Genomic DNA, 19,451 nt, shown 5'->3' with positions numbered 1-19,451 from the left:
ACCGAGGCATCGCTGAAAGCCCTCAGTTATTCTGAGGCAACGTTATAGCTTTTGCTTTCAAATTACTGGGGTAGCCTCTCCCCACGGGGAGAGGGCACAAACATCAAAAACGGTTTTGCGTTTATTCCGACCAGAGCCACGCCGCGCCGCGCACTCCGCTGGAATCTCCGTGGACGGCTTTGCGGATCGGCGTTTCGCACTCGCCGCCAAATACCCACTGTTTCACCAGCGTTGGCACCGTGGCGTACAGCCGGTCGACGTTGCTCATGCCGCCGCCCAGTACAATCACGTCGGGATCAAGAATATTGATCACATGCGCCAGTGACTTAGCCAGCCGCATTTCGTAGCGGCTGAGCGCCAGTTCAGCCACCGGATCCTGCTCCTCAACCAGACGCATAATCTCGTTACCTTTCAGCGGCTGACCGCTCAGACGATGATAATCGGTGGCAAACCCCGTGCCGGAAATAAAGGTCTCAATACAGCCCTGCTTGCCACAGTAGCACGGTACTTCGGCGCGGTATTTGAGTTCATCTTCGTCCATCCACGGCAACGGATTGTGTCCCCACTCGCCCGCGGTGCCGTTGCTGCCAATATGCGAGCGCCCACCGAAGGCCACGCCCGCCCCGCAGCCGGTGCCGATAATGACCGCAAATACGGTCTGCGCGCCAGCCGCTGCGCCATCCACGGCCTCAGACACCGCCAGGCAGTTGGCATCATTCGCCAGACGCACCTCCCGGTTCAGGCGTTGGCTTAAGTCTTTATCAAACGGCTGACCGTTGAGCCAGGTGGAGTTGGCGTTTTTCACCACGCCGGTATACGGCGAAATGGAGCCGGGGATCCCCATCCCGACCGTGCCCGTCTCGCCCGTTGCCTGCTCTGCCATATCGACCAGGCGGGCAATCGTCTCTATGGTCTGGTGATAATCATCGCGCGGCGTAGGCAGACGGTGGCGAAACAGTTGCTCCCCCTGCTCGCTCAGCGCAATAACTTCTGTTTTGGTGCCGCCCAAATCAATCCCAATACGCACAAGACACTCCTCATTATTTTGATTATCAACAGAGTAGAAGCCCGCTTCCCGATTAGCAATGCAAGCGATGCGACAATTCGTTATCATGCCCGCTGATTTAACGACAAGGCCGTGGAAATTATCATGCTGTGGTTCAAAAATTTGATGGTTTACCGTCTCAGCCGCGACGTTTCGCTGCGTGCAGAAGAGATGGAAAAACAGTTAGCCGCTTACTCCTTTACCCCTTGCGGTAGCCAGGATATGGCAAAAACCGGCTGGGTTCCGCCAATGGGTTCTCAAAGCGATGCGCTGACCCACGCCAGCAGCACGGGGCAAATCATCGTTTGCGCCCGTAAAGAAGAGAAGATCCTGCCGACGCCCGTGGTTAAGCAGGCGCTCGAAGCGAAGATCTTCAAGCTGGAAGCTGAACAGGGCCGTAAGCTTAAAAAAACCGAAAAAGATTCGCTGAAGGATGAAGTGCTGCACTCGCTGCTGCCGCGCGCTTTTAGCCGCTTTAGCCAGACCATGATGTGGATCGACACCGTGAACGGGCTGATCATGGTGGACTGCGCCAGCGCCAAAAAAGCGGAAGATACGCTGGCGCTGCTGCGTAAGAGCCTTGGCTCATTACCGGTAGTACCGCTGGCGCTGGAAACGCCGATTGAGCTGACCCTGACCGAGTGGGTGCGCAGCGGGACTGCCGCGCAGGGCTTCCAGATCCTTGATGAAGCAGAGCTGAAAGCGCTGCTGGAAGATGGCGGCGTGATCCGCGCGAAGAAACAGGATCTGGTGAGCGACGAAATCGCCGTGCACATTGAAGCGGGCAAAGTGGTGACCAAACTGGCACTCGACTGGCAGCAGCGCATTCAGTTTGTGATGTGTGATGACGGCTCCGTGAAGCGCCTTAAGTTCTGCGATGAACTGCGCGATCAGAACGAAGATATCGACCGCGAAGATTATGCTCAGCGCTTTGACGCAGACTTTATCCTGATGACCGGCGAGCTGGCGGCGTTAATTCAGAACCTGGTGGAAGGTCTCGGCGGCGAAGCGCAGCGCTGACAGGCAAAACGCAGGCCGGGTAAGCGAATGCGCCACCCGGCATGCTTTTATTTCAGATAGCGGCACAGATAAGAGGTTGGCTCTGCAACCTGCAAATGGAACTCGCTGTGGCCCGGCACGTTGAAGACCTGCCCGGCACTATAGACTTTCCACTCCGTTTCACCCGGCAGCAGGACGTTCAGCGCGCCGCTGACCACCGTCATCTCTTCCGCTTCTGCGGTGCCAAAGGTGTATTCCCCTTCCGCCATTACGCCGACACTGGCGCGGCCAGTGCTGCTGCTGGTAAAACCAATGGATTTCACTTTACCGGAAAAGTATTCGTTACTTTGAAGCATGAACTGGCCCTTATATTTATTGAGAAAAATCCACTATAGGGGCCATGCTCATGACCTGTCACGCAAAATCATTACACCAGTAATTCTGACGCCAGGCGCGCCATCAGGACGTTAGAGAGCAGCACCGGAACATCCAGCGCCTTTTGCAGTAAATCACGATGCCGCTGATGGAAGCCCAGGCAGTCGAGCATCAGGACATCCGCCCCTCTGTCGATCAACTCCTGCCCGGCCGCAATCAGCTTCGCTTCGCTGTCCCAGAACGGGTTTGCCAGTGCGTACAGCGGGGTGTGCTCCAGCGCGGCCCACTTCACCGTCTGGTTATCCAGCAGTTCCTCAACGGGAACGATGACCCCAACCTGATGACCATCAACAATTGAGGCCACCAGCGGAGGGATAATCCGCATCGGTTCGAGCAGAATGGCATTACGCGCGCTGAGCCCTTTAACGGGTGCCGTGCTCATCAGCAAAATAACGTCATAGTCCTGATTGTCGAGCACTTCGATCACGCCCTGTAGCGCGCGCTCGATTTTCTGGCGCGACACATGCGCCAGTTTACCGTCACTGAGTAACGTTGCCAGGGGATCTTCCCCCTCTCCGACCGCGTAGTCTTCCATGACCTCTTCCCGACTGAGCTTCCCTAACAGACTGAGATGCGTAATTTGTTGTTCAGAGACATGCTCGGTTAAGAGCGGTAATACTTCGCTTACAGGCACCACACCAATCGTGAGGATCGCCAACGTCGCCTTCATTTTGATCGCCTTCCGTTACTACCACAACTGCCACATAAGTACAGGCTCACTACGCTGCACTGTTCATTTTTTCAACAAAACAGCACCAAGGGTAGCAGGGGATCTCTACACCGTAATGTAAAGATCGACTGGCCTTTCCGAATCCACCTGTAATAACTAAATATTAACTGCTGCTTAACATCAGCGATATGTTAAAAGTGTGATTCAGGCACGGTTGTAACGAATTCGGATTCCTGTCAGGACTTCTCAGGATCCTCATAGCGCCGTTTTGCATCCAGCGCTTCCTGTTCGGTTTCATGTTCGCTGATCAGCGAATCAGGTTTAGGGTGATCGGCACGCAGCTGGTACCAGGTTACGGTCTGATCGCCGTTACCTTTTTCAACGGTAACGATGCGGGCTTCACGTGGATAGGGAGGTCTGGTTGGCATAGCTCATCCTTTTTTTATGTCTGAGCTATGAGTATAGACGGCTGTTAGCTGGCGCAAGCCAAACGCAGGGCGGTAATAATCTGAATCGCAACTTTCTCGGGTGACGCCGACGCATCTACAACGTGGTGTGCCGCCTCGCGGTACAGTGCATCGCGTTCGGCGAGGACGTCGCTGACCTCTTCACTCAGCGGTTTCGCGGTCAGCGCCGGGCGCTGTCCCTCTTCCGGAAACGCCTCCAGCCGCCCCACCAGCGTAGAGACCGGGGCACAGAGGTAGATCACGACACCCTTTTCGCGCATAAACTGGCGGTTATACGGTGCCAGAATAATGCCCCCACCGGTCGCGATCACGGTTGACGGCGCGGTCACCGCTTCCAGCGTGGCTGTTTCACGCGCACGAAAGCTCTCCCAACCCTCATCCTCAACGATATCGGCGATGGTCTTACCGGCATTCTCCTGGAGCCAATGGTCAGTATCGACAAACTGACTCTGGCACAGACGCGCCAGCTCCAGACCAACGGTGGTTTTCCCACAGCCGCGAGGGCCAACTAAAAAGATGGGTGGGTTCATAACCAGGTGTTCCCCTTGCTGCCGGATAACTGAAGGCTGTAAAGAAATGATTGCAGTAGATGTTGCGCTAACTTTACTGCAAAGCGGTACGGAATGACAAGCCTGTGGAAGCCACACTGTACCACAAAACCGCCCGGAGGTGGGCTACGCCGGGCGGCGCTTCACTTCCAGCAGCCATTTATCCAGCTCGGCGGCAAACTGCTGGCGATCGCGCTGCGACAGGCTGTCCGGCCCACCGGTTTGCACGCCGCTGGAACGAAGCGTATCCATAAAATCACGCATGGTGAGCTTCTCCCGGATCGTTGCCGGCGAATAGCGTTCTCCGCGCGGGTTCAGCGCCGCCGCCCCTTTCGCCAGTACATCGGCAGCCAGCGGGATATCCGCGGTGATCACCAGATCTCCTGCGTCACACAGGCGTACTATCTCGTTATCCGCCACGTCAAACCCGGCCGGAACGCGCAGAGAACGGATGTATCTGGAGGGCGGCACGCGGATATTCTGGTTCGCCACCAGCGTCAGCGGCATCTGCACGCGCTCGGCAGCACGAAATAAAATCTCTTTGATGACATTCGGACACGCGTCCGCATCAACCCAAATCGCCATAGTCTCTCCCCATTATGATTCTGGTGACTATTGTCGCCTGCATTTCGTTGTTAAGCTATCAATGAGAGATAACAACGCATAAAAACGGAGAGACGTGATGGATAAGAAAATCGGGTTTATCGGCTGCGGAAATATGGGCAAAGCTATCCTCGGCGGACTGATTGCCAGCGGGCAGGTGCTGCCGGGGCAGATTTGGGTCTATACCCCATCCCCGGATAAAGTCGCGGCGCTGCGTGATGAGTATGGTGTCAACGCTGCCGAAAGCGCACAGGACGTGGCTCAGGTGGCGGATATTGTCTTTGGCGCCGTTAAGCCGAATATCATGATTAAAGTCCTGAGCGAGATCACCTCCAGCCTTAACAAAGAGACCCTGGTGGTATCGATTGCCGCAGGCGTGACCCTCGATCAGCTCGCCCGCGCGCTGGGCCACGACCGTAAGATTGTTCGCGCCATGCCAAACACCCCGTCGCTGGTGAATGCCGGTATGACATCCGTTACCCCGAACGCGCTGGTCACATCTGAAGACGTGGCGGATGTACTGAATATTTTCCGCTGCTTCGGCGAAGCGGAAGTGATTGCCGAACCGATGATCCACCCGGTAGTCGGCGTGAGCGGCTCTGCCCCGGCGTATGTCTTTATGTTTATCGAAGCCATGGCCGATGCCGCCGTACTGGGTGGAATGCCGCGCGCGCAGGCCTACAAATTTGCAGCGCAGGCGGTGATGGGTTCGGCCAAAATGGTGCTGGAAACGGGTAAACATCCGGGCGAACTGAAAGATATGGTGTGCTCACCGGGGGGCACAACCATTGAAGCCGTGCGCGTGCTGGAAGATCGCGGGTTCCGCTCCGCCGTGATCGAGGCGATGGAAAAATGCATGGAAAAATCAGAGAAGCTCAGTAAGTCCTGATGCGCTACGCCGGGCGTCAGGCGGCCACTTCGGTGCGGCCCCGTCCGGCATTTTTGGCTTTATAGAGGGCCACGTCCGCCGCCTTTAGCCATTCACGATAGTGGGTGAACTGCGCCCCCCAGGGGGCAACCCCAACGCTGATACACAACCTCGCCATAGGTGCTCCGTGCAGCGGCATGTTGACCAGCCGTTCGTGGACGCGCGACATCGCTGCAATCGCGCTGTCGGCAGGCGTGCCGGACATGATCACCGCGAACTCATCCCCGCCAAAACGGCCAATATAATCGCCTGAGCGCAGGGTCAGCTGAAGCTGGCGCGTGATGGCGACAATCGCTTCATCCCCCACGTCATGCCCCCAGGTGTCGTTGATCGTCTTGAAGTGATCGATATCGATGAGCAGTATCGTCGCCTGTCGATGGCTGCGACGGCAGGCCTCAAATTCGTTACGCAGCAGCGTTTCCCAGTGACGGCGATTGAACACGCCGGTCATTCCGTCGCGGGTACTCATCAGCTCAAGCCGACGCTTATGCTCTGCCAGACGGATCGCCGTGCGGTGGCTGAGCCAGGCAAACAGTATGGGATAGACCACCAGCACGGGGAGCGTCAGCCACAACGCCAGCGGTTCAGAGGTCAATACCACAGGAGTACCCGTGGATTGCACGGTCAACAGGGCAGACAGGGCAAGTAGCGCGAGTCCTGTCAGAAATAACCGGCATCCCCCCGATCCCATCATATTCATGCCGATCATCACGATCAGCGCCGCCGTTGGTAGCGCATTGAACCCTGTTAGCCCCATCCAGACACCGGCAATAATGGCATCGATTTTCAGATTAACAATTTCACTGCTGTGGGGTTCAGCCGAACGAAAAGCCAGCTGCCAGGCCAGATGGGGCCAGACAAAGACCCAGCCCACCAGCAATAACCACCAGACGCCGGAAAGAAACTGGCTCACCAGAACGCTGGCAAGCGGAACAAATAGCGCCGCCAGACCAACGATGCGTGCCAGCCGTATTCGCCGGGCAAATCGCAGACCGGAACGGTATGAATCATCCTGAGAAAGCTGCTGGTGCCACGCTTCCCGAATGTTCTCGTGATTGTCATAAAACTCATCATTCATCATTTTTGGGAATATTCTGAAACATTTTCCCAAATTATAGAGAGGGGGATAGCGGGGAAAGTATGAAATTTTGGGTGAGCCACAGCCGTGACTCACCCGTTAGCACTACGCCTGTTTTTTGAGGCACGCGCTCATAAACTTGCTGCGATCGTCGCCTTTCAGCATCTGCTGTGTCGCCTGGGCGTTACACTCACGCATTTTTTGCTGCTGTGGGGTCAGGCTTTTTTCACCGGGTTTAGCCGCACCATTTTTAAGGCAGTCGCTCATGTACGTTTTACGGGCATCCCCTTTCAGGCTTTGCGATGTCGCCTGTTGGTTACAGGTCGTCATGCGCTGCTGCTGGGGCGTTAACGTTTTCTCTTCCGCGTGTGCTGAGGCGATCAGACACAGGCCAGAGAGCAGGGTAACCAGTATTGTTGTTTTCATTGCACCATCCTTTATGTGAAGTTCCACGTTAAGTCTGGCTCGTTACGGGAAAAAAACCACCCTGCGACTCTGATTTTCGCCGGGCTCTGCGGTTATTTCAGCCCTGTATCGGCACAATATTCATTAACCGGTTTCGCCGGGGGGGAGGCGGTAATTAATAACAGAAATTATGCGGTGAAAGGTGTGCTCTGTCTCAATTTAATTTTCCCTGCATAAATGTGTAAAAATAAAAACAGAGCGACGCCAGGCATCCTGCATGACAATTCTGTGACACGTCATTTCACCTCAGACAGGTTAGCTGCGAGGATGCCTTAAAAGCTTCTTTACGTATTGCTGAAGCAGCTCCGCATCTTCCGCAGGCACCTGGGAATCAGGACGCGCTTTTTCCAGCGCGCCTTCAACGTTGTCGATCAACGCCTCCTGCTCCGGTTTTGCCATCTGTCGCAGCAGCGCCGTCACAACGATTTCCAGCGCCTCGACCTGGGCAACCAGCTCTTTCGACTCTTCTTCCTTTTGGGCAAGCTTAACCAACAACTCAGCAATGAGATTTTTCATGGTGCTATTTCCTTATGTGATTTCCCCTGAAATTAACACCCTCTCTGAATAATGAAAAGCATGGATTGGCTTTATCTTATGCAAAAGTGACATCGCTGCCAAAAAAGATATTTCAGCGCGAAAGCGAAACGTTTTCCTGAAAGAAAGGCGCCGCATTTCGTTATATAAAAATGCGGCGTTCATAAGAATAAATAATATATTATCGTGTTTACCGGGCCGACTTTGCCTCAGCGATTCGCCTGCGGCGTCGCAAGGCAAAGGCCAGTTGAATAATATTCAGCAGGACCACCACCGCCGTCGCGGCAAATACCCAGCGGAAACCCGCCATCGCCGAGACCGAGGCGCCGATAAGCGGGCCTGCTACGTTGCCTAAATACATGAACGACTGGTTGTAGCCAAAAATGCGGCCGGTTACCTGGTCACTGGAATATTTCACCAGCAGCGTCTGAACAGCGGGCAGCATGGCGCCATCCGCGAAGCCAAGCAGGAAGCGCAGGATGCCGAGCTGAAGAGGTGTGGTGACGAATGACATGGCAAAGAAAAGGATCACCGCAATGATGAGCGTTGCCATCAGAATACGTGCCGTACCGATCCTGTCGCCCAGTTTCCCCAGACGCGGAGCAGACATCAGCGCCGACACGCCCGGCACCGCGGCAATCATCCCGCTCAGAAAAGCAATGTTGCTGCTGTCCGGCGCCATCGACTTGATAAACAGCGCCAGAATCGGCCCTACCGAACCGTTACAGAGCTGGATCACCATCGTCGTCACAAAGAGGCTAATCATCAGGCCAGGATAAGGCAGCGAGGCGAAAACCGCTTTTCCGCTCAGGCGTTCGGATTTACTGACAACAGGCCGCCCGCCCTCTTTAATCAGAAAAAGGGTGACCAGAAAGCTGATCGTTAGCAGGATCGCGGTAATGATAAAGACCGCACGCAGCCCGACATGGTCCGCCAGGAAGCCGCCGAGCAGCGGGCCGCCAATGACCCCGCTGATCTGGGCCGTGGAAAGCGTGCTGAGCGCCCAGCCGCTTCGCTCACGCGGTACCTGTGAGGCCACCAGCGCCATGGCATTCGGAATGTAACCGGAGGTCAGCCCCATTATCGCCCGCAGAATAAACAGCTGCCAGACGTTGGTGGCGAAGGCCTGGAGCAAAATGGCTATCGCCATCCCCAGCGAGGCGCGGAGCAGCATCAACTTGCGCCCCTTGCGATCCGCCAGGCTGCCCCACATCGGCGACACAATGGCGGAGACCAGAAACGTCACGCTGAACGTCAGGCCGGACCACATCGAGAGCGCTTCATGGGAAGTCACTCCCAGCTGCGACACATACAGCGGCAGGAAGGGCAATATCTGGCTGATAGCCAGTCCGGTGAAGAAGCAGCCGAACCAGACTGAAATGAGATTAACTTTCCAGGATTCCATAACAGAAATAGTCTTCATTTTTAGGCGAATTCGCCGACAGATTAGCAAGTTACGCGCAATGACATAGCGCCAGAGATGCGGCCTTGCAGACTTTGGTGTTTTATCTTCCCAGTCATCATATTTGTGAAATAAGTCACAATTTATCCATTTTTTGGCGGAAGATTATGCTTCATCGACATAATCCATAGCCGCGCATCCCCAGATGGAAATGGTTGGCATGGGCGGCATTATAGTCCGGCCCCAGACCGTTACCGTAATAGCCACAGCTTGCCGAGAGCAGGGCCTGTAGCCAGGGCTGCGTCTTTTCCGCTTTCCAGCCGTTCAGGACGGTAACGCGCTGTCCATTTGCCAGCCTGAAAGCGCTGATATCCAGCGCATCCGCCGTGGCATGTTCGCTGCGCCGCGCATCCGGGCGGCTGTAGATATTGCGGCAGGCGAAGCTGCCCAGATGTTCAATACGCGTAAGCTCGCTTCCGGTCCAGGTTTTGGTGAGCGGTCGGGCCTGCTGGCTGACAAACAGCGCAGAACTTAACGCCAGCGGACAACTGGCCAGAAAGCTGCTGTTCAGGCTCACCGGGCCAAAATCGCGCACGCGCACCACGTTACTCAGCGGACACTCACCGGCGCTGTCAGCGACAGCCTGGGTACGGATAAGCTGGTGTTGATTCGCCTGCGCTAACAGGCTTTCGCATGCCTGCGGTGTTAAACGCCGAAGTTTAAACTGGGTTATTTTTCCGGGCGGATCGTCAAGCGTAAGCGGCACGAAAGGATTGTAATACGGCGGCAACCAGCGGTAGCCCACCGTGGCGATCCCGGCAATAACAATAAGAATAAGCAGACCTTTTCCTTTCACGCGCCCCCCTTCAGCATCCCCAAAACATTATGGCAGAAGGCCGCGAAACCCGCCGGGCATCGTGGTATGTTATGGGCTTTTCGTCAGACTGGAAGAGAGTGAGATGGCAAAGCAGCGCGTAGGTATTGTCTTTGGGGGAAAATCGGCAGAGCACGAGGTGTCATTGCAATCGGCTAAAAATATCGTTGATGCGATTGATAAAAGCCGTTTTGACGTAGTGCTGCTGGGCATTGATAAACAGGGCCAGTGGCATGTTAACGATGCCAGCCAGTATCTGTTACACGCTGACGATCCGGCGCACATTGCCCTTAATCCTTCTGATATCAGCGTCGCAACGGTTCCAGGCGTGGAACAGGGACAGCTTATCGATGCCGGGAACGCGCAGGCGCTGGCACAGATTGACGTAGTGTTCCCTATCGTTCACGGCACGCTGGGCGAAGACGGCTCCCTGCAAGGCATGTTGCGGATGGCGAACCTGCCGTTTGTCGGTTCCGATGTGCTGGGCTCTGCCGCCTGCATGGATAAAGACGTCACAAAACGTCTCCTGCGCGACGCCGGTCTGAATATTGCGCCGTTCGTGACGCTCACTCGCGCCAACCGCGATAAACACAGCTTCGCGCAGATCCAGGCGCAACTCGGCCTGCCGCTGTTTGTGAAACCGGCGAATCAGGGCTCGTCCGTCGGCGTCAGCAAAGTCACCAGCGAAGCGCAGTTTAACGATGCCGTTCGTCTGGCCTTTGAGTTTGACCATAAGGTGGTGGTTGAGCAGGGAATTAACGGTCGTGAAATTGAGTGCGCCGTACTGGGCAACGACTTCCCGCAGGCGAGTACCTGTGGTGAAGTGGTACTGAACAGTGACTTCTATTCCTACGACACCAAATATATTGACGACAAAGGTGCCCAGGTTGTGGTTCCCGCCGCGCTCGATCCCGACGTTAACGACAAGATCCGGGCGATCGCCGTTGAAGCCTATCAGGCGCTGGGATGCTGTGGGATGGCGCGCGTCGACGTGTTTCTGACGCCGGATAACGAGGTGGTGATTAACGAAATCAACACTCTGCCGGGCTTTACCAATATCAGCATGTACCCGAAGCTGTGGCAGGCCAGCGGGATAAGCTATCCGGAACTGATCACCCGCCTGATTGAACTGGCACTGGAGCGCCACGCCGCTGACAGCGCCCTGAAAAGTTCCGTTAACTAACGCTTAGTCAGCTTTCTCCGCCGTCGTCGTCTCATCGGGACGACGGCGGATAATAAATCCCGCCAGCCAGAAACTGATTACCCAGGTTACCAGCCCAACCGCATAGGTTTGCCAGCCTTTCGCTTCAAATCCCAGCAGCCCGACAACACCGTTGAGAATAAAGATCAGCCCGATCGCAAAGGCGTAGTAATGCCAGTCACGGCGTAATTTGGAAGTGAGCTTCATGACAACTCCGGCAGAAAAAAAACTATCCTCTCACAGTTTGATAATGGCGTCTGTGGCGGATACGTAAATTCTGAAATGCAGCGCAGTTTCACTTATGTTATCAATTTGTGACGTGATGCAGAAATCGACAATCCAGGAGAAATCCTGAGCCGAATTTCCCACGATTCTGATATTGACAAATGCTATGACCTGTCACACTCACCCTGTACGACGCGTATTAAAACAGAGTGATATTATCGGGAGGTCTTATGGCAGACTTTACATTGTCGAAACCGATTTTTGGCGGAAAACAACCAAAAACCTCCACGGCGGGGAATATTGCCTATGCCCTGTTTGTTCTGTTTTGTTTCTGGGCAGGAACCCAACTGCTGAATATGCTGGTGCATGCCCCTGGCGTGTATGAGCATCTGATGCAGGTGCAGGATACAGGCCGCCCGCGCGTTGAAATCGGTTTAGGCGTGAGCACCGTATTTGGACTCATTCCCTTCCTCGCGGGGAGCATGGTTCTGGGCGTGATTGCCCTTGTCCTGCGCTGGCGCAACCGCCACTGATTACAGTCCCATACAGCGTGCCCGACGATCGTCAACGCGTTTCGCGAACCAGGCGGTCGTCAGGTTACGCGTGATCTTCGGGCTTTCCAGCTGAATGCCTGGCAGAATGGCTCTGGGTAAAGCCTTTCCACTTTTCTTCTCGGCCAGCGCAAAGACCTGCTTATACAGATCCGTTTTCTCAAACGCCAGGCTGTCGCCCTTCTCCAGCTGTCGGCGAATGTCGCTGTTGCTCATCTCCAGCTTCGTCGAGAGTTTTCGCACCGCACGTTCGGTGGTCCCGGCCTCACTGCTGCCGTAAGCAATGAGATCGCCGTCCAAAGCGAGCTTCACACCGCTGGCGCGGCTTACCGCATTCTGGAAGGCTGCATTTCGGCTGGCATACCAGCCCGCGTTAAAGTCGGCAAAGCGATACAGCGGTTTATCGTAGTTGGCCGGATAATTCAGCAGGTGATACGTCCCAAACCACAGCCCACCGCGCAGGGAGAAGACCTCCTGACGTACCGTACCGTCGATATCCCACGGATAGCCGTCGGTATGCTTTTCCGCAAATGCGATACTGACCTGCATCGGACCGCCGGTATGCACCGGATTTAGCGAACCAAACAGCTTCTGCCCCATCGGTACCATATTGATGAAATCATCGAAAATGGCGCTAAGCTGTTTCTCGGTTTTCACCGTATCCAGCCGTTCACTGTAGCTTTTACCGTTTGGCGAGGTGATTTTAAGGGCGGTATGCACCAGGAAAACCGGGATATGCATCGATTCGGCCCGGCGGTCGATCTCCTTCCAGGCGATTTTGTTCAGGCCAGGCACTACAGGATCTGACTGATACATCGATTCCTGCTGCGCCACCGCGAGCACCGAGCAGATATTCTCCTCGGTAGGCGCGATCTTCTGGCTTTTGAAGGTCGCGGCCAGCGCATCAGCCCACTCACTGCGATCCTTCACGCTGGCGGGCATTTTTTGCCGCACCACGCTCGCCACATCAACGGGCTTCTCCCCTTCTTTGAGCGGGGCAGCCCCTTTTTCGGCACAGCCCGCCAGCACAAAAGCGGCGAGTAACGTCAGCGGTAATGCACGTGGTACGGCAAATGGCATAGCAATTCCTTTTTAACCTAATGTATGGGTGACTTCCTGCACGTCCTTATCGTCCAGCTCACGCTCGAAACTGCGTAAACGTTTGTAGATGGACATCAGCTCCACCAGCGTAGTCCAGGAGCTGATCAGATACTGGAACGAACCGCGAACCTGACCAAAGACGTTGGTGATTTGGGTCATCAGACCGAGCGTAATCGTACCCGCAACGATGGACGGGAACAGCAGGAACAACCCGAAAACGTTATCAACCTGAAGATAAAGAATGCGCGCGATATTGAAATACATGTAATGGAAATAGAGGCGGAAATAGTTACGACGTACGGCGCCAAACAGCTCACGCACGGTAGGCGGTGACGCACGGTTGGCATCGTCTTCGCCATACACCAGTTCTTTACGGTAGGCCGCTTCCACGCGCTGGTTTTTAAACTCCAGCCCCGGCAGCTTGATCCCCACCACCGCCAGCAGCCCCGTTCCCATCAGCGACCAGACAATCGCAGCAATCACCAGGCCGTATGGCAGATGGCCGACAATCGGCAGCTCCGGAACGTGCGACGAGAGCGTCACCAGCACCGGCAGGAAGGCGATCAGCGTCATGATGGCGTTGATAAAGCTCACGCCCATATCTTCCAGAGTAGAGGCAAAACGCATGGTGTCTTCCTGCACACGCTGTGCGGCACCTTCGATATGCCGCAGGTGCTGCCAGTGCGCCATATAGTGTTCGTTCATCGCGGTACGCCAGCGGAACACATAGTGGCTGACGAAAAAGTTATTCATCACGCCAATCACCACGGCGATAAGGGCGATGCCGAGGAAGATCCCCACCTCATGGTAGAACTGGTTAATGGTCACTTTATGCGGCGAACTCAGCGCCGTCTGGATCAGATCGTAAAACGGCGCATACCAGGCGTTGACCGCTACGCCCACCTCCACCAGGAACCAGGTGACAAAGATGATTAACGACGTGCCGAGAATCGACCAGTATTGCCAGCGGTGAGGAGAATAGACGAACCAGAACATGGCAAAAAGCCCTACGCAGAGCACGTAATAAGCGTAGAAAAGCAGATAGCTCATGGACCAGAAGCGCGCTGCGCTAATGGGAATGTCGCCCGTTGCCCCCGTAAGACGGGTCAGCCACGCGCCGCCACCGGCCTGCCAGAAAATGACAGCCAGCAGTGCCCAAATAAATGCCGACAGGAAAAAGGGCCCCGGCTTTGGGAAAAAAGACTTAAACATTGTGCTTCCTTCTTGTTGTTATGGCTGTTGCTGTGTTCAACATATCGCCACACGAAACCTTGCCTGTGCCAGACTCCCGGCTCAGGCAAAAAAGTGAGACCTGCGGGTGAATTATTAGTTCGCTTCACAGTTTTCAGGAATTGTTTCGGTGCGTTTCATTCGCAACAGCGATCGTAGCGTCTATCATACGGTCGATGTCACAAAATGGGAGCCACGCCGCAAGTAAATTGTTCAAATTTACCCACGGTTACGTTTTTCTCGCTATCGTTATGCAAATCGGGCCATTGCCCGACGCCGATTAGTAGTATAACTACCCGTAACTTTCCTTATTCACTTGATGGATGCTTTTCGTTGAAACGTTGTCTGCTATCTATCGCCGCGCTGTGTGCGGTGAGCCTGTCCACCGCCCAGGCAGCACAGCCTCTGACGGCCCCGGTTCTGGCCTCTGACATTGCCGATCGCTACGCCAACCTTATTTATTACGGCAGCGGTGCGACGGGAATGGCGCTGGTCGTGATCGACGGTAACCAGCGGGTGTTTCGCAGCTTCGGTGAAACACGACCGGGAAATAACATTCGTCCGCAGCTGGATTCCGTTATCCGTGTCGCATCGATAACCAAGCTGATGACCAGCGAAATGCTGGTGAAACTGCTCGATCAGGGCGTGGTGAAACTCGACGATCCGCTCAGCAAATATGCACCGCCCGGCGCTCGCGTTCCGACATATCAGGGAACGCCGATCAGACTGGTGAATCTGGCGACCCATACCAGCGCCCTGCCGCGAGAACAGCCCGGTGGCGCTGCGCATCGCCCTGTCTTTGTCTGGCCAACCCGCGAGCAACGCTGGAACTACCTGAGCACAGCAACCCTGAAATCGGCCCCGGGCTCGCAGGCCGGCTATTCTAACCTGGCGTTTGATCTGCTGGCCGACGCTTTAGCGACGGCGTCGGGTAAGCCTTACCCTCAACTGTTTGAAGAGCAGATCACGCGTCCGCTCGGAATGAAAGATACCACTTACACCCCTTCCCCGGACCAGTGCAAGCGTCTGATGGTGGCGGAAAAAGGGGCCAGCCCGTGCAATAACACGCTGGCCGCCATTGGCAGCGGTGGCGTTTACTCTACGCCTGGCGACATGATGCGCTGGATGCAACAGTTCCTCTCATCGGATTTTTACGCGCGTAGCAATCAGGCCGACCGAATGCAGACGCTCATCTACCAGCGTGCTCAGCTACGACGCGTCATTGGCATGGATGTTCCAGGTAAAGCCGATGCCCTCGGCATGGGCTGGGTGTATATGGCGCCAAAAGATGGCCGACCTGGGATTATTCAAAAAACCGGTGGAGGTGGCGGATTCATCACCTACATGGCGATGATTCCGCAATCAAACGTAGGCGCTTTTGTGGTGGTCACCCGGTCGCCAAATACACGCTTCGTGAATATGAGTGATGGCATAAATAACCTGGTGGCCGAGCTGAGCGCCAATAAAGCGCAGGTGCTTACGGCCTCTAACTGATCTCAATAGTCCGTGGGCAAACGGTTGATACTGATCAGTTTGCCCCGGCTCATATTGATGTAGTTCCCCTGTCGCAGCGCCGCCAGAACCTCAGCAACGACCGAACGAGAAATACGAGTGCTACGCTGAATATGATTCATAACACCAATTTTTGAACGTAGCGTGTCATCCCACTCGGCCATATTGATCAGCATCGCCCGGATTTGGCTATAGGAATTATTTCCGACCAACTGCATGTCACGTTTTCCCAATAAATGGTTAAGCCATGACAGCCAGCAGAAAGCCTCTTGCCAAAGTTGCGCGTCCTGAATAAGCTGGTACGCGTCAGATGCCGGTAAATAAAATCCGGTACAAGGCGTCTGTGCCATCAAAGAATATTCAAGATAGTTTTCATTTATCCATGCGCTTAAACCGTGGATATACGGTGCCCGCGCAATACCCATAAGTAATTCGTCTGATTTACGGTGGACGGCCGTCAGGCCGGATTGTATGACAACGGTCAATGGTTCATCATCATTATTGCCGGTCGTTATTAATTGTTGTGGTTCGATCTTAAATGGGGTACCGGCGACTTCCAGACACTTTATGAGCCGGCTTAATTCAGAAAGTGGTTTCGCATTAACGTTCATGCATACCTCAAGTCATCTGTATCTGTCGGTTCTTTATTATTTTTAAAGCACATAAAAAAGCGGGGGAAAAATCCCCCGCGCTTTTCTCTTACCAGGTATATTTCACACCCAGGTTTGCTCCCCAGTTCTGGTCAACGTCGCCGCCGCCCAGATAAGTCGCATCAGTGTAAGCACTGAAGTTTTTCGTGAAGCTGAACTGAGTGCCCAGTCCCACGCGAACCGCAGAGCCTTCCACGCCGTTATCAATGCTGTCATTGTTGATATCAGCATTGTTGTCGGCATCGTCATACACGTAAGCCAGTTTGAAGTAAGGCGTTAATGCCTGCTCGCCGCCGTAGTTGAAGGTATAACCTGCATCCACGCCGAGTTCATAACGCATACTGTCGTAAGACTGACCATCGATACGCATGTCGTTGCTTAACTGGTAGTCATCACCGGACTGGAACAGGCCAGAGATCGCCGCGTAAGGCGTGACGTAGCCAGACAGGTTTGGTTTCCAGTCATAGCCCAGTTTCATCCCGAAACCAACGGCGTCAGTCGTGGTATTACCGTCAACATACTGACCGTTGCTCATGGTAGCAGAGAGGTCGTTGTTGAAGCGGGTGTAGCTCAGGGAGCTGTCGAGGAAGATGTCGTTCATGAACTTCGCCGACGCGTAGATCATCGCAGTCTGGCTGTCCTGATCGACCTGACCAGTACGATCGCTGATATCACCCTTCGCGAAACCAGCCGCACCACCGACCATCCACTTCGCGTTATTACCGTCGATCTGAGTATCCAGACCTACCATAATGCCGCTTACGTCCTGATCGTAGCTAACGGTGCCATTATCCGCGTCAAAGTTGCCGCCGAAATAGCTCACCCATGCGCCGCCGTTATCTGCCAGGCCATGACGGCTGTTGGTCAGACGGGTACCCACGGTATCCTGTTGCAGATTCCAGATGTTGGTATTAGCAGAAGGAATGCTCAGCGCCATGTTGGCGTAGTCAGTCAGCTCTTCCTGCTGGAGAACAACGGTGTCGCCCTTCTGCTGCGCCTGATAGGTGTATGCACCTAAATCAGCTTTGTTTGCCGCAGTAAAGCTGGCAGCGGTATCCGCGTTATTGTCATAGACGCGAACGATCTCTTTGTTTTCGTAGTCAGCTACGGAGCCTGCGCCGGTCGCATCGTCGATGCGCACTTTATAGTTACCGGCAACGTCACCGTTCACCGCCAGATGGCCGTCAGAGTTCAGCGCGACAACACCATAGTCGTAGTCCGCTTTAGAGCGATCGTTGGTGATATAGCGTGCGTTGTTCAGGTCGCTGTTCAGCACATAATCACGGCTGGCAACGTTAAGCACACCGCCATCGGTCAGCACCATATTGTGCGTATCAACCTGACCCAGACCCAGCGCCAGCTCTGCACCGTTGTCCACGGTAATGGTGTTGGCATACAGCTCAGCTGTCTCTTCAGTGAGTGCAGCACGGCTGTAGCTATCCAGATACAGGCTGTCGGTAGCCACACCACCGCTGTCGCCAATATTCAGGCTAGACGCATTGGTCAGGGTGATGGAATCTGCCAGCAGGCCGGAGTTTTCAACATTGACCTGAGACTGGTTGTTCACCGTCAGCGCGTCGATGTTGGAGATCTTAGGGGTATCCCACTCGGAACCGTTATCCAGCGCCACGTTGAACAGGCCGCTCTGATAAACTTCTTCACCTGCAACATGACCGTTGCTGTCAAAGGTAGAATCAGGCCAGATGCTGTTTGGAGAAAGCGTGTGCCAGTCTACATCGCTGTAGCCTTCACCATACATCTGCGCCGTGCCGATGGCTTCAACGCTGGACTGCGCGGCGCCAACCCATTTACTGCCGTTGGTCAGCGTGACATCCAGCTTGTCGGTATCATCCCAGCCGTTGGTAGTTGGGTTATAGACGCCGTCATCGGTGGTATCCGTTACCGGATCGCCATTCTCGTAGAAGTTGTTATCAAAGGTGCTGGCGAAAAGGATATCGCCGGTAATGGTAGAGTGATCGAAGGTAGCGGTGGTCTGCATAGCGTTATCAGACGCGCCAGCAACAACGATCAGCGCCGCATCATCCGCAGCCGTGGCGTTGGTTTCACCGTAGTCGCTCGGCTTCGCCGTTTGACCGTAGAAGCCACTGGTACCCAGATCGCTGTACGCGCCAGAGGTCAGAACAGAATCTTTCACCACCAGCGTATCGGTAAAGACATTGCTGCTATTAGCAACGCCTTCAACACCGTCGTATGGCGTGTTATCCAGCTCCTGATAACCCTGCGTCAGCGTGATGCCCGCGATATGGGAGTTGTTCTGAATAACGATATCAGATTCAACGTCCAGCGTGATCGCGTTACCCAGACCATAGGTGTCCAGATAATGCGTTTCAGTGGTTTCACCATTGACGACATCGTAGGCGTAATGCTCGTAGGTATCGTTGATGGTGGAGTTATCAACAGTCAGGCTAAAACGATCATACTGGGTATGAGTGGTACCGTCAGTATCCACGCCATCTGCACACGTCGTGGTCATACACTCTGACGTGATCATGCCGTTAATGGTGCTGTTAGAAATACTCAACGCGTTCGCACGGCCATTGACACCATCATCAAGATAGTATGTCGAAATAACTCCGTTTACGGTTGATTTATTGATGACTGGATAAATGTCACCATCATGTGTGGCATCTGAATAATCCCAGTCAGCATAACCATAATACCAGGGCGTGGACGCGGTATTGTCATAGCCAAAAGTATTATATGTTGTGCCGGATATATCTTTCGCATTGGCCTGAGAAGCGATAGCCAGTGTGCAGGCTAATGCAAGTTGTGATACAACCAGTTTCTTTTTCCATGTTTGCATTGGGTCATCCCTCCTCAGGGACGTAAGCAAGTTTGTCCATCAAATCATTTAGCAACATTAAATTGCGGAAGGAATTATGCAGTTTCACTTCGAAAAGGTTCAATGAATG

The 19,451-nt window shown here is 54.4% G+C and carries 21 protein-coding genes; 5 read left to right on the top strand and 16 right to left on the bottom strand.

Going from position 1 to position 19,451, the window contains the following annotated elements; genetic code table 11:
* Window positions 1-121: 121 nt before the first annotated feature.
* Window positions 122-1,027, bottom strand: a complete 906-nt coding sequence (gene mak / locus ACOTYH_RS20795; protein WP_204267801.1) for a fructokinase — start codon at window positions 1,025-1,027, stop codon at window positions 122-124.
* 123 nt (window positions 1,028-1,150) lie between these two features.
* Here mak and rdgC point away from each other — a divergent pair, with 123 nt between their 5' ends.
* Window positions 1,151-2,065: a recombination-associated protein RdgC gene (rdgC, locus tag ACOTYH_RS20790; protein ID WP_006809928.1), complete on the top strand. Its 915-nt coding sequence runs from the start codon at window positions 1,151-1,153 to the stop codon at window positions 2,063-2,065.
* Window positions 2,066-2,112: 47 nt separating this feature from the next.
* Here the strand turns inward: rdgC and ppnP are convergent, their stop codons facing one another.
* The 5 genes from ppnP to ACOTYH_RS20765 form a co-directional block, all read right to left on the bottom strand.
* Complete coding sequence (gene ppnP, locus ACOTYH_RS20785) at window positions 2,113-2,400, bottom strand: pyrimidine/purine nucleoside phosphorylase (protein WP_003859131.1); 288 nt, start codon at window positions 2,398-2,400, stop codon at window positions 2,113-2,115.
* A 71-nt stretch (window positions 2,401-2,471) separates the two neighbouring features.
* Window positions 2,472-3,149, bottom strand: a complete 678-nt coding sequence (locus ACOTYH_RS20780) for an AroM family protein (RefSeq protein WP_003859133.1) — start codon at window positions 3,147-3,149, stop codon at window positions 2,472-2,474.
* 236 nt (window positions 3,150-3,385) lie between these two features.
* Window positions 3,386-3,577, bottom strand: coding sequence for a protein YaiA (gene yaiA, locus ACOTYH_RS20775; protein WP_003859135.1), 192 nt, complete (start codon window positions 3,575-3,577; stop codon window positions 3,386-3,388).
* Between the two features lie 44 nt (window positions 3,578-3,621).
* The gene (aroL, locus tag ACOTYH_RS20770) at window positions 3,622-4,146 is read right to left on the bottom strand and encodes a shikimate kinase AroL (RefSeq protein ID WP_017383154.1); all 525 of its coding nucleotides are present in this window, start codon (window positions 4,144-4,146) and stop codon (window positions 3,622-3,624) included.
* Between the two features lie 144 nt (window positions 4,147-4,290).
* Entirely contained in the window at window positions 4,291-4,749 is a 459-nt protein-coding gene (locus ACOTYH_RS20765) for a YaiI/YqxD family protein (RefSeq protein ID WP_003859141.1), read from the bottom strand.
* Between the two features lie 97 nt (window positions 4,750-4,846).
* Between ACOTYH_RS20765 and proC the strand changes: the two genes are divergently transcribed.
* Entirely contained in the window at window positions 4,847-5,656 is an 810-nt protein-coding gene (proC, locus tag ACOTYH_RS20760; RefSeq protein WP_015571314.1) for a pyrroline-5-carboxylate reductase, read from the top strand.
* Between the two features lie 16 nt (window positions 5,657-5,672).
* Here the strand turns inward: proC and adrA are convergent, their stop codons facing one another.
* The 5 genes from adrA to ACOTYH_RS20735 form a co-directional block, all read right to left on the bottom strand.
* Window positions 5,673-6,776 carry a diguanylate cyclase AdrA gene (gene adrA / locus ACOTYH_RS20755; RefSeq protein ID WP_023296005.1) on the bottom strand — a complete coding sequence of 368 codons (1,104 nt, stop codon included), beginning with the start codon at window positions 6,774-6,776 and terminating at the stop codon, window positions 5,673-5,675.
* A 102-nt stretch (window positions 6,777-6,878) separates the two neighbouring features.
* Window positions 6,879-7,199 carry a phosphate starvation-inducible protein PsiF gene (gene psiF / locus ACOTYH_RS20750; RefSeq protein ID WP_015571316.1) on the bottom strand — a complete coding sequence of 107 codons (321 nt, stop codon included), beginning with the start codon at window positions 7,197-7,199 and terminating at the stop codon, window positions 6,879-6,881.
* A gap of 294 nt (window positions 7,200-7,493) precedes the next feature.
* On the bottom strand, window positions 7,494-7,754 hold the full coding sequence (gene iraP, locus ACOTYH_RS20745) for an anti-adapter protein IraP (RefSeq protein ID WP_003859148.1): 261 nt from the start codon (window positions 7,752-7,754) through the stop codon (window positions 7,494-7,496).
* Window positions 7,755-7,962: 208 nt separating this feature from the next.
* On the bottom strand, window positions 7,963-9,177 hold the full coding sequence (locus tag ACOTYH_RS20740) for a multidrug efflux MFS transporter (protein WP_015571317.1): 1,215 nt from the start codon (window positions 9,175-9,177) through the stop codon (window positions 7,963-7,965).
* A gap of 169 nt (window positions 9,178-9,346) precedes the next feature.
* Entirely contained in the window at window positions 9,347-10,030 is a 684-nt protein-coding gene (locus tag ACOTYH_RS20735) for an extensin family protein (RefSeq protein WP_421637884.1), read from the bottom strand.
* Between the two features lie 103 nt (window positions 10,031-10,133).
* Between ACOTYH_RS20735 and ddlA the strand changes: the two genes are divergently transcribed.
* A complete protein-coding gene (gene ddlA / locus ACOTYH_RS20730; protein ID WP_023296002.1) occupies window positions 10,134-11,231 on the top strand; it encodes a D-alanine--D-alanine ligase in 1,098 nt (365 codons plus the stop codon).
* Between the two features lie 3 nt (window positions 11,232-11,234).
* Here ddlA and ACOTYH_RS20725 read toward each other — a convergent pair whose 3' ends face one another.
* The gene (locus tag ACOTYH_RS20725) at window positions 11,235-11,456 is read right to left on the bottom strand and encodes a DUF2754 domain-containing protein (protein ID WP_015571318.1); all 222 of its coding nucleotides are present in this window, start codon (window positions 11,454-11,456) and stop codon (window positions 11,235-11,237) included.
* Between the two features lie 248 nt (window positions 11,457-11,704).
* On the opposite strand from ACOTYH_RS20725, the gene ACOTYH_RS20720 reads away from it, so the two are divergent.
* Window positions 11,705-12,007: a DUF2755 family protein gene (locus ACOTYH_RS20720; RefSeq protein ID WP_003859159.1), complete on the top strand. Its 303-nt coding sequence runs from the start codon at window positions 11,705-11,707 to the stop codon at window positions 12,005-12,007.
* Here the strand turns inward: ACOTYH_RS20720 and ACOTYH_RS20715 are convergent, their stop codons facing one another.
* Entirely contained in the window at window positions 12,008-13,105 is a 1,098-nt protein-coding gene (locus ACOTYH_RS20715) for a DUF1615 domain-containing protein (RefSeq protein ID WP_017383149.1), read from the bottom strand.
* 12 nt (window positions 13,106-13,117) lie between these two features.
* A complete protein-coding gene (sbmA, locus tag ACOTYH_RS20710; protein ID WP_003859162.1) occupies window positions 13,118-14,338 on the bottom strand; it encodes a peptide antibiotic transporter SbmA in 1,221 nt (406 codons plus the stop codon).
* A 351-nt stretch (window positions 14,339-14,689) separates the two neighbouring features.
* On the opposite strand from sbmA, the gene ampH reads away from it, so the two are divergent.
* The gene (ampH, locus tag ACOTYH_RS20705) at window positions 14,690-15,850 is read left to right on the top strand and encodes a D-alanyl-D-alanine-carboxypeptidase/endopeptidase AmpH (protein WP_033487706.1); all 1,161 of its coding nucleotides are present in this window, start codon (window positions 14,690-14,692) and stop codon (window positions 15,848-15,850) included.
* 2 nt (window positions 15,851-15,852) lie between these two features.
* On the opposite strand, the gene ACOTYH_RS20700 is transcribed toward ampH, so the two are convergent.
* Together ACOTYH_RS20700 and ACOTYH_RS20695 are read right to left on the bottom strand one after the other, a co-directional pair.
* Complete coding sequence (locus ACOTYH_RS20700) at window positions 15,853-16,479, bottom strand: helix-turn-helix domain-containing protein (RefSeq protein ID WP_015571320.1); 627 nt, start codon at window positions 16,477-16,479, stop codon at window positions 15,853-15,855.
* A gap of 88 nt (window positions 16,480-16,567) precedes the next feature.
* The gene (locus tag ACOTYH_RS20695; RefSeq protein ID WP_421637883.1) at window positions 16,568-19,342 is read right to left on the bottom strand and encodes an autotransporter outer membrane beta-barrel domain-containing protein; all 2,775 of its coding nucleotides are present in this window, start codon (window positions 19,340-19,342) and stop codon (window positions 16,568-16,570) included.
* Between the last annotated feature and the right edge of the window lie 109 nt (window positions 19,343-19,451).

Origin of the sequence: Enterobacter cloacae complex sp. SHL001, from assembly GCF_049236825.1 — a bacterium.
Classification (GTDB): Bacteria; Pseudomonadota; Gammaproteobacteria; order Enterobacterales; family Enterobacteriaceae; genus Enterobacter; species Enterobacter hormaechei_C.
The sequence above is the reverse complement of the archived record's forward strand: the minus strand, read 5'-3'. Positions and strand labels throughout refer to the sequence as shown.

What these genes read in the sequence shown, in the direction of transcription:
- ddlA (WP_023296002.1), top strand. Translation starts at nt 10,134, where the DNA reads ATGGCAAAGCAGCGCGTAGGTATTGTCTTTGGGGGAAAATCGGCAGAG.
- ppnP (WP_003859131.1), bottom strand. Translation starts at nt 2,400, where the DNA reads ATGCTTCAAAGTAACGAATACTTTTCCGGTAAAGTGAAATCCATTGGT.
- proC (WP_015571314.1), top strand. Translation starts at nt 4,847, where the DNA reads ATGGATAAGAAAATCGGGTTTATCGGCTGCGGAAATATGGGCAAAGCT.
- rdgC (WP_006809928.1), top strand. Translation starts at nt 1,151, where the DNA reads ATGCTGTGGTTCAAAAATTTGATGGTTTACCGTCTCAGCCGCGACGTT.
- aroL (WP_017383154.1), bottom strand. Translation starts at nt 4,146, where the DNA reads ATGAACCCACCCATCTTTTTAGTTGGCCCTCGCGGCTGTGGGAAAACC.
- ACOTYH_RS20725 (WP_015571318.1), bottom strand. Translation starts at nt 11,456, where the DNA reads ATGAAGCTCACTTCCAAATTACGCCGTGACTGGCATTACTACGCCTTT.
- ACOTYH_RS20780 (WP_003859133.1), bottom strand. Translation starts at nt 3,149, where the DNA reads ATGAAGGCGACGTTGGCGATCCTCACGATTGGTGTGGTGCCTGTAAGC.
- ACOTYH_RS20720 (WP_003859159.1), top strand. Translation starts at nt 11,705, where the DNA reads ATGGCAGACTTTACATTGTCGAAACCGATTTTTGGCGGAAAACAACCA.
- ACOTYH_RS20765 (WP_003859141.1), bottom strand. Translation starts at nt 4,749, where the DNA reads ATGGCGATTTGGGTTGATGCGGACGCGTGTCCGAATGTCATCAAAGAG.
- sbmA (WP_003859162.1), bottom strand. Translation starts at nt 14,338, where the DNA reads ATGTTTAAGTCTTTTTTCCCAAAGCCGGGGCCCTTTTTCCTGTCGGCA.
- adrA (WP_023296005.1), bottom strand. Translation starts at nt 6,776, where the DNA reads ATGATGAATGATGAGTTTTATGACAATCACGAGAACATTCGGGAAGCG.
- iraP (WP_003859148.1), bottom strand. Translation starts at nt 7,754, where the DNA reads ATGAAAAATCTCATTGCTGAGTTGTTGGTTAAGCTTGCCCAAAAGGAA.
- ACOTYH_RS20700 (WP_015571320.1), bottom strand. Translation starts at nt 16,479, where the DNA reads ATGAACGTTAATGCGAAACCACTTTCTGAATTAAGCCGGCTCATAAAG.
- psiF (WP_015571316.1), bottom strand. Translation starts at nt 7,199, where the DNA reads ATGAAAACAACAATACTGGTTACCCTGCTCTCTGGCCTGTGTCTGATC.
- ACOTYH_RS20715 (WP_017383149.1), bottom strand. Translation starts at nt 13,105, where the DNA reads ATGCCATTTGCCGTACCACGTGCATTACCGCTGACGTTACTCGCCGCT.
- ACOTYH_RS20740 (WP_015571317.1), bottom strand. Translation starts at nt 9,177, where the DNA reads ATGGAATCCTGGAAAGTTAATCTCATTTCAGTCTGGTTCGGCTGCTTC.
- yaiA (WP_003859135.1), bottom strand. Translation starts at nt 3,577, where the DNA reads ATGCCAACCAGACCTCCCTATCCACGTGAAGCCCGCATCGTTACCGTT.
- ACOTYH_RS20695 (WP_421637883.1), bottom strand. Translation starts at nt 19,342, where the DNA reads ATGCAAACATGGAAAAAGAAACTGGTTGTATCACAACTTGCATTAGCC.